Origin of the sequence: Metaclostridioides mangenotii, from assembly GCF_018917235.1 — a bacterium.
Taxonomy (GTDB): Bacteria; Bacillota; Clostridia; order Peptostreptococcales; family Peptostreptococcaceae; genus Metaclostridioides.
The window spans coordinates 76,913-85,844 of record NZ_JAHLOF010000008.1 but is presented as its reverse complement, the minus strand read 5'-3'; the positions used below and the strand labels follow the sequence as shown (position 1 = coordinate 85,844).

The 8,932-nt window shown below is 31.4% G+C and carries 6 protein-coding genes; all 6 read left to right on the top strand.

Annotation, left to right across the window (positions count from 1 at the left end):
• The first annotated feature begins 1,324 nt into the window (after positions 1 to 1,324).
• Positions 1,325 to 2,611 carry a proline reductase-associated electron transfer protein PrdC gene (gene prdC, locus KQI18_RS11895; RefSeq protein WP_216468144.1) on the top strand — a complete coding sequence of 429 codons (1,287 nt, stop codon included), beginning with the start codon at positions 1,325 to 1,327 and terminating at the stop codon, positions 2,609 to 2,611.
• Between the two features lie 52 nt (positions 2,612 to 2,663).
• Positions 2,664 to 4,415 carry a D-proline reductase (dithiol) proprotein PrdA gene (gene prdA / locus KQI18_RS11890; protein ID WP_216468142.1) on the top strand — a complete coding sequence of 584 codons (1,752 nt, stop codon included), beginning with the start codon at positions 2,664 to 2,666 and terminating at the stop codon, positions 4,413 to 4,415.
• A gap of 15 nt (positions 4,416 to 4,430) precedes the next feature.
• Positions 4,431 to 4,622, top strand: coding sequence for a CBO2463/CBO2479 domain-containing protein (locus KQI18_RS11885; protein WP_216468141.1), 192 nt, complete (start codon positions 4,431 to 4,433; stop codon positions 4,620 to 4,622).
• Between the two features lie 25 nt (positions 4,623 to 4,647).
• Positions 4,648 to 5,373 (top strand): D-proline reductase (dithiol) protein PrdB, encoded by a 726-nt coding sequence (gene prdB / locus KQI18_RS11880; protein ID WP_216468139.1) that lies wholly within the window; start codon positions 4,648 to 4,650, stop codon positions 5,371 to 5,373.
• 160 nt (positions 5,374 to 5,533) lie between these two features.
• Positions 5,534 to 6,799, top strand: a complete 1,266-nt coding sequence (locus KQI18_RS14480; protein WP_236887754.1) for a glycine/sarcosine/betaine reductase component B subunit — start codon at positions 5,534 to 5,536, stop codon at positions 6,797 to 6,799.
• Between the two features lie 271 nt (positions 6,800 to 7,070).
• Entirely contained in the window at positions 7,071 to 8,825 is a 1,755-nt protein-coding gene (locus KQI18_RS11865; RefSeq protein ID WP_216468137.1) for a sigma-54-dependent Fis family transcriptional regulator, read from the top strand.
• Positions 8,826 to 8,932 lie beyond the last annotated feature (107 nt).

Sequence of the window (8,932 nt, the reverse complement as noted above, 5' to 3'; positions counted from 1 at the left end):
AAGTTAAGCTCTCTTGCGCTGATGGTACTTGGTGGGAAACTGCCTGGGAGAGTAGGACGTAGCCGCGTAATCTTTTTTAGTTTTTGTTTTTATGTGTGGAGGGGTTAATGATTGAATTTTTGAACGTATATGATGACGAAATTAGTTCTTGTAGGCTGGCTAAGAAACAGCGCCAGACAACTACAATCACAAACATCGTCATCATATCCATTCTAAATGCAATCATTAACCCTTCATTAGATTAAGAACTAAAACCTAAAGACTCTTACACTAAAGCTTTGTTTTTGGGAAGATCAAAGTCAAAACCTATATCAAATTTACTTGTAGACTGGCTAAGAAACTGCGCCAGACAGCTACAATCACTAACATCGCCCTCATATCAATTCGAAATGCGATCATTAACCCTTCATTGGATTAAACCCAAAATCTAAAGACTTCTTACACTAAAGCTGTGTTTTTGAGAAGATCAAAGTTAAAACCTATATCAAATTTACTTGTAGACTGGCTATCGAATCGAGCCAGATAACTACATTCACTAATATCGCCCTCATATCAATTCGAAATACAATCATTAACCCTTCATTAGATTAAGAACTAAAACCTAAAGACATCTTACGTTAAAGCTTGTTTTGGGGAAGATTAAGCAAAAACCTATATCAACCAGACAACTACGATCTCAACTTCCTCCTCATATCCATTCAAAATTCAATCATTAACCCTTATTTAAATTAAGATCCAAAACCTAAAAAAATTAACTACGCTCGGTGTGTTTATGAGGAAAATCAAAGTTAAAATTAATTAATATTTTAAAATATTTTACAGAATAAAAAAGTGTCAGTATGTAGGCAGATGTCTCTTAACTGACACTTTTTTAATTTATCTTAATTTATATAATATTTACTGATAATTTTATTTGTATTGTCAGCATTCTGACTATTAAATTTATAAATGAATTTAATAAATTAACACTAAGTGCATTTAATTTAATATAATAACAAAAAATTTCAATTAACATAATTATTAGATTATTTATTATTTATAACGCCGGATATAGGGACAGCGTCAAATATTAGTCATTTTTGATAAAAAAATATCTATAATTAATATAAGCATCGATTAAATGCAAATCATTGTCAATTAGTTGACATGAATAATATGAAATAAAATAAAAATTATTGTAGTTAAAAGTATAAAGACTTGTATTTGCAATGGTTAATGATGAAGTTAGATTTTTGGCATATAGATTGCTTATAAATATTATGTAGATAAAAAATTAACAGTTTTTTTCTTTATGTAAAATATAAATCTTAAGGGGGAAATTTAGTTGGGTAAACTATATCCTATTTTATTAAAACAACATATTGGATCTATAAATGAACCAGTTGTCAGTGTAGGAGATAAAGTTCAGAAAGGTAGTTTAATTGCATTACCAAAGGGTTTAGGAGCGTATATTCACTCTAGTGTAGATGGAAAAGTTAAAGAAATTACTGATATATCAATAACAATTGAAGCAGATGATGTCCAACGTGATCAGTATACAAAAATCCGAGATGGGTTAGGCATTCTTGATTCAATAAAAGAAGCAGGAATAGTAGGTATGGGAGGCGCTGGTTTTCCTACTCATATTAAGTTGGATGTAAATTTAAATGGAGGAACGGTAATTATAAACGGCGCTGAATGTGAACCTCTTCTAGAACATAATATTGAACAGCTAACTACTGCGCCAGAAGATGTTTACAGAGGTTTAAAGTATGTAATGGAAATTACTAATGCAAAACAAGGTGTATTAGCTGTTAAATCAAAGAATACAGAAGCTATTAGATCTTTTAAAAAAGTAATTAAAGAAGAAAATATAAAAGTAGTTGAGCTACCAGATATGTACCCAGTTGGAGAAGAAAGGGCTGTTATAAAGGCCGTTTTGGGAGTTTTGCTTGAGCCGACACAATTGCCTTCTGAAGCAGATTCTGTAGTTATTAATGTTGAAACTTTAGTTAGAATTACAGAATCGGTAGAGCTTAGAAAGCCTGTAATCTCGAAAAACTTAACTGTTGTTGGAAAATTTAATGGTGAGCCCATGTCAAAAGTATATAAAGATGTACCTATAGGGACTACTCTTGGTGAACTTATAGAAAAAACAGGTAAGATTGATAGTCAATATGGTGAGATTGTACTCGGTGGGCCATTTACAGGAGTAAGTGCTGGAATTGATGACCCTATAACAAAAACTAGTGGAGGCATAATTGTGACAATGCCTTTTATGCAGGATCACAGAAAGATAGGTCTACTTGTATGTGCCTGTAGCGCAAATGAAAGTAGAATGAGAGAGATAGCAAATAATATGGGTTCAGATGTAGTATCAGTGCAAAAATGTAAACAAGCAGTTGAGGTAAAGGGAAATTTAAAATGTGAGGATCCAGGTAATTGTCCAGGTCAAGCTGAAAAAGTTCTAAACTTCAAGAAAGAAGGTGCGGAGATCATTTTAATGGGAAATTGTAGTGACTGTAGTAATACAGTTATGTGTTCTGCACCTAAATTAAAATTACCAGTTTATCATGTTACAGATCATATTATGAGAACAGTAGGTCACTCGTTAATTAGAAGATTAAAATAAGATTTATCCGGGTTTACCCGTTAAAAATAAACTAAATCTAAGGAGGAATATTATGTCTATAACAAAGGAAGCTGCTAAACAACATTTTAATGATCCTGCTGTTGTTTGTTGCAGAACAACAAAAGGAACAGTATTAAGTCCTGGTGAGCTTGAAGATCCAACTGTTATACCAGATCTTGAAGATTCTGGATTAGTTGAGTTGCCTAAAGATGTATTAAAGATTGGAGAAGTTTTAGGCGCAAAATTACTTAAGGATGTTGATGGTTTAACACCACTTACTTCTGATTTATTAGAAGGATTATCAGAAATTAAGGGTGAGGCACAAGTTGAAGAAAACAACAAAGAGAGTGGGGGTAATAAAGTGGAAAAAGTGTTAGCTAATAAAGGAAATATAGCTGGTAGCGGCTTGATTCGTTTAAGTGTTGATCATATGGATGGTGTTAATCTGGAATTCCAAGCTGGATCTTTTAATATTGGAGGATCAAATGTAAATCAATATCCGATAACTGCTCCTGAAAAAATAGAAGATGAAATAGTGAGCACACTAGTAAGAAGAGAATACTCAGTAACAGAAGTCAAAATTGGAAATAAAACAAGTTTTGAAAATGGAGTACTTACTATAAGAGAAAGTCTTTGTGAAGAAGCTTTAAAAGCAGATCCATTGGCTAAAAAGTTAGAGATTGATATAGTTAATCCAGATGATAGACATAAATATTCAAACACTATAATGGATGTTATACCAATAGCAACTAAGGTCGAAGGTGAATTAGGTAGTGGAATAACTAATATAATGAATGATGTTGTATTTGTACTTACAGGTGTAGATGAAAATGGGCTTCAAGTTCATGAATTTGGTTCTTGTGAAGGATACCTAGATGAAAAAATCTCTTATGGCAAACCAGGTTGCCCAGATATAAGGGATATCATGGTGAGAGTACATGTTATTATTGAAGCTAATACTGGTATGGAGAGAAGAGGGCCTTATGCCGCTCATAAAGCTTGTGATGTAATTATACAGGAAATAAGAGAGGAACTAAAAAAAGCTGATAAAAATAATGCAGTAAAAGAAGAGAAACTCGAAGAAGTAATTAGACATGGTAGGCCTAGAGTTGTCCTAATTAAAGAAATAATGGGTCAAGGGGCTATGCACGACAATGTAATGCTTCCTACAGAGCCGGCTGGAGTTCCTGGAGGAAGACAAAATGTCGACCTTGGAAATGTTCCAGTAGTATTATCTCCAAATGAAGTAAGAGATGGTGGAATACATGCATTAACTTGTATAGGACCAGCTTCAAAAGAAGATACTCGCCATTATTTCAGGGAGCCAATACTAGAACAATTAGCAGAAGATGAAGAATTAAATCTAGTAGGGGTAGTATTTATAGGTAGTCCTCAAGTAAATGATGAAAAAATGTTCGTTGCAAAAAGATTAGGTGCTATGGCAAGATCATTAAACGTTGAAGGAGCTATAATTACAACAGAAGGATTTGGAAACAACCATATTGATTTTGCGGAAAATATTAAACAAGTTGGACAAAGAGGAGTTAATGTAGTAGGGGTAACATATGCAGCTTATCAAGGTCAACTTGTAGTTGGTAATGAATATATGGATACTATGATCGAAGTAAACAAAGATAAAGGTGGATTTGAATCAGAAATACTAGGAGAAAATACAATAACTAATGATGATGCTGCTCGTGCGATACTGATGATGAAAAATAAAATAGCAGGAGTTGAAATAGCTTCAGCTGATAGAAAATGGAGTCAAGAAGTTATAGACGATAACCAAAAATTAGTTAAGTAATCAGGAGGCAGCACTATGGATGTTCAAATTGAACCAAAACTTTTACCTGGTAGAATAATCGAAGTGACAGATATTGGAGTAAAGATAGAATTAAATGGTAGGATGGGGATAATTATATTGCCGCTTCGATCTGTATTTACAGATAAAAAATTGGATGTCGGCGATAACATTGAGATATATTTAAGCTATGCAAGAGTTATTAAATAAATATTTTATAGGAGGAGAATGTAATATGAAGTTAACAACTGCAATAGGAATGAAATCTGAGGTTTACGCACCAGTAACACCTCCACCTGTTTGGGCACCTTTAACAAAACCGCTAAATAAATGCAAAGTTGCATTTCTTACAGCAGGAGGAATACATATAAAATCACAAACGCCATTTAATCTAGCTGGTGATTATACTTTTAGAGAAATACCATCAGATACTCCATCATCAGAATTAATGTGTAGCCATGGTGGTTTTGACAATAGTGATATAAATAAAGATGTAAATGCTATGTTACCAATAGATAGATTACATGAATTAGTAAAAGAAGGATTTATAGGAAGCTTAGCAACTAACTTTATAGGATTCATGGGAGGCGGAGGAAACGTAGATAAATTTAGAAATGAATCCGGTCCGGCTATAGCAGAAATTCTTAAAAAAGATAAAGTAGATGTTGCACTTCTTACTGGGGGATGTGGTACTTGCCATCGTTCAGCAACTATAGTTCAAAGGGCTGTAGAAGAAGCTGGAATATCTACAATAATAATAGCGGCTCTACCACCAATTGCAAAACAACAAGGTGCTCCACGTATAGCCGCGGCGCACGTGCCAATCGGTTCAAATGCAGGGGAACCAAATAATGTTGAAATGCAAACAGCTATACTTAAAGATTCATTAGAACTAATAGTATCAATGGATCACTTTGGTCAAATGCAAATGTTACCTTATGAGTATAGACATAATGTATAAAAGTGGATATAAAATATAGTAAAAACTAAATATAATAAATTTAAGGGGTTGTCTATAAGTAACTAATAAATACACTATATTTTATAAAAATATAAGGGTGTAGTAACTAGCTTATTTAGACAACCCCTTTTATGAATATATCATGTTAGGAGTGTATATCATGGGAATAGGTCCATCTTCAAAAGAGACAACTTTGCATCACTTTAGAGATCCTCTAATTAATAAATTATACAATGATTATGATATAGATCTGATGGGTGTTATAGTAGCAGGTACGCCTGAGGTGTATGATGATAAAGTTTTTATAGCTGAAAGAATAGCGGATATAGTAAGTTCTTTTAGAGTTGATGGTACAATTATCTCTATAGATAGTTGGGGGAATAGTCATATAGATTTTTTAACGACAATTGATAGGATAAGAAAAAAAGGTTGTGAGACAGTAAGTCTTAGTTTTATAGGTAATCAAGCTTCTTTTGTACTAGATATTAAAGATAAGGGAACGATTATTGACTTTAATAAAAATGAATTGGGCATAGAGACATGTGTTGTAGGAGAGAATACAGTCGGAGATCTAGACGCATTGAAAGCTATGGAAATATTAAAATCTAAAATGAAAAAAAGAAGAAACGAGTCCATAAAAAACAATATTTTAGATATAGATAGTAATTCAAGTAGAACAATAGACAAAAATCTTATTATAAGAAGTTTTAATATATCAGAAGTAAAATTTGGGAATGAGACTAAAATAATTAAGGATACATTGTATCTAAATAAAAGCTATGAAAAGAAATATATATTTGATAATGAATTTATTAAAAGTTTGGATGTTAGTATAATAAATACATGTGAACATGAGATAAACAATAATTCAATTATGGATATTATACCAATAGCATCAAAAGCTCATGGAAATATTGGTCATGGTGTAACAAATCTGCTTACAGGAGTTACAGTAATGTTGACGGGTGTTGAAGAAAATGGATTCCAGCCGTCAAATATTGGATCATCAGAGGGTATTCTTAAAAACCAAATTAAATTAGATCAATGCGGTACTCCTTCTAAAGAAGATATAATCATTAATATTAATGTGGTATTAAGGGAGGGACATGGTCGAACTAGAGAAGGTATTATTGCATCAAATAGACTGTGTGACAATATTATTCAGGAAGTTAGAGATTGCTTAAAATCTATCGATAAAAATTTGTGTTTTAAAGAAGAAGAGTATTGCTCCAAAAATAATTTAAATAGTTATAAAGTATTAGTGGTAAAGTTGGTACCTGGTTTAGGTTGTATGTATGATACAGGGGTATCACCAAAAGAGCCGGGTGGTTTCGTAGGTTGTAGATCAGTAATGAATCTTGGAAATATGCCAATTATTATTAGTACAAATCAGTATAAAGATGGATTTATAAAATGCATGAGTTAATGTGTATCAAATGCTGAAAGCAATAATATAATCTCAAAGTGCAAATAGATATAACTGATGATATTACATATATGTTATAGATAAAAAGTAAAGTTGATAAATGTCATAGTATGTTAATATATATACTAACTAAAGATACAAATAGTTGTTTTGTTAGCCGAAAATATTAATAGTAATAGAAACTCATCTTAGCCGAAACTTATTCAATATCCTATTGAAGATAATAATAAGGAAGTTAACAGGAGCAGACTATCTAAAGGGAGGAAAGGTAATGTTTTCTATACCTAAAGTCATGTTGGTAGAAGAAGTTATGGACACTAAATACTTTACAATATTAGAGGATTCAAATATAGAAGATGTACTGTTTGAGATAATAAAAAACAACGTTAAGACACTATTAGCAATTGATATAGAAGGTAAGTTGACAGGAATGATATCTATAACTGATCTGAGCTGTTTAGTTAATAAACACATGAATTATAAAAATTTAAAAGTTAAAGATGTAGTGAAAACAAAAGTAGTATCTGTAACCAAAGGAATATCATTATATGAATGTAAAGAAATAATGTTAAATAATAAAATTGATTTTTTACCTGTTTTGGAACAAGAAAATATTATTGGTACCATAAGTCTTGAACATATAAGAGATTATCATTACATGTTATTAGAAGATTATGAAATGACCTTAAAATACATTATCAGCCATATAAAAGAAGGAATATATGCAACAAATAAATATGGTGAAGTAATACTATGGAATAAATTTATGGAAGATCGATATGATATTAATGCAAAAGATATTGTTGGGAAACATATGAATCTATTTCTAAAAAATACAATAAGTGAAAAGGTTATACTTAGCAAGAATGAAATGAGTGATTTGTATTTCAATGATAAGAAAGATAATTTGTATGCGCTCGTTCATGTGAATCCAGTGTTCTATAATAGTGAATTTATAGGAGTGGTTGGAACTGAAGTTGATATTATAGATGCAAAAAATATATCAATACAGCTTGAAAAAGTAAATGATACTTTAAACTATTTAAAAGATGAGGTAAAGAGTTTATCAAAGGGAAGTTTTGATAATATTTTAGGAAACAGTTTTAAGCTTGAAAAGTCAAAAGCTATCGCTAAGCAGGTAGCAAAGACTAATAGTAGTATTCTTATTTTGGGTGAAAGTGGTACTGGAAAAGAAGTATTTGCAAGAGCTATACATAACTATAGTGAAAAAAAAGGTCAGTTTATACCAGTTAACTGCAGTGCAATACCTAAAGAATTATTTGAGAGTGAGTTTTTTGGCTATGAGGCAGGTGCATTTACAGGAGCAAGGGACAAAGGAAAAATGGGACTTTTTGAATTAGCGAATAACGGAACTTTATTTTTAGACGAAATTGCTGATTTACCACGTGCTATGCAGGCAAAGCTTTTGAGAGCCCTTCAAGAAAAAGAGATCAGAAGGGTAGGAGGAAGTAAGACGATCAAAATTAATCCTAGAATTATTTCTGCCACAAATAAAAATTTAGAAGAGTTAGTTAGAGAAGAAAAATTTAGAGAAGATTTATATTATAGGTTAGATGTCATCGAAATTAATATACCACCATTACGTGAAAGAAAAGAAGATATAGGCATTCTTACACATAGCTTTTTAAAGGAAATTTGTGATAACAATAATAAAAAAATAATTAAGTTAGATAATGAAGTTATACGAGCTTTTCAAAATTATAAATGGAAAGGCAATATAAGGGAGCTTAAAAATACTATTGAAAATATAGTAGTTCTATCAGAAAAACAAAATATTACAACAGATGATATACCTGATTATATTTTAGAATCTTCAAATTTAAGTATAGAAGATACTTCATATCCTCTGGATTTAAGTAGGGCAAGGAGTGAGATAGAAATTAAACATATAAATAAGGCATTAAAAGTTAGCGACGGGAATAAATCGATAGCTGCTAAGCTCTTGAATATACCAAGATCAACATTGTACTATAAGATGGATCAATATAATATAGAGAATAATTAAATTAACAAATAAAAAAATAAGTGACATAGAAAAATACCTGTACGGTTACAGCTTTATAAGCTGTGGTACAGGTTATTCTAATTTTTACCTATATACTATTTTGTCGT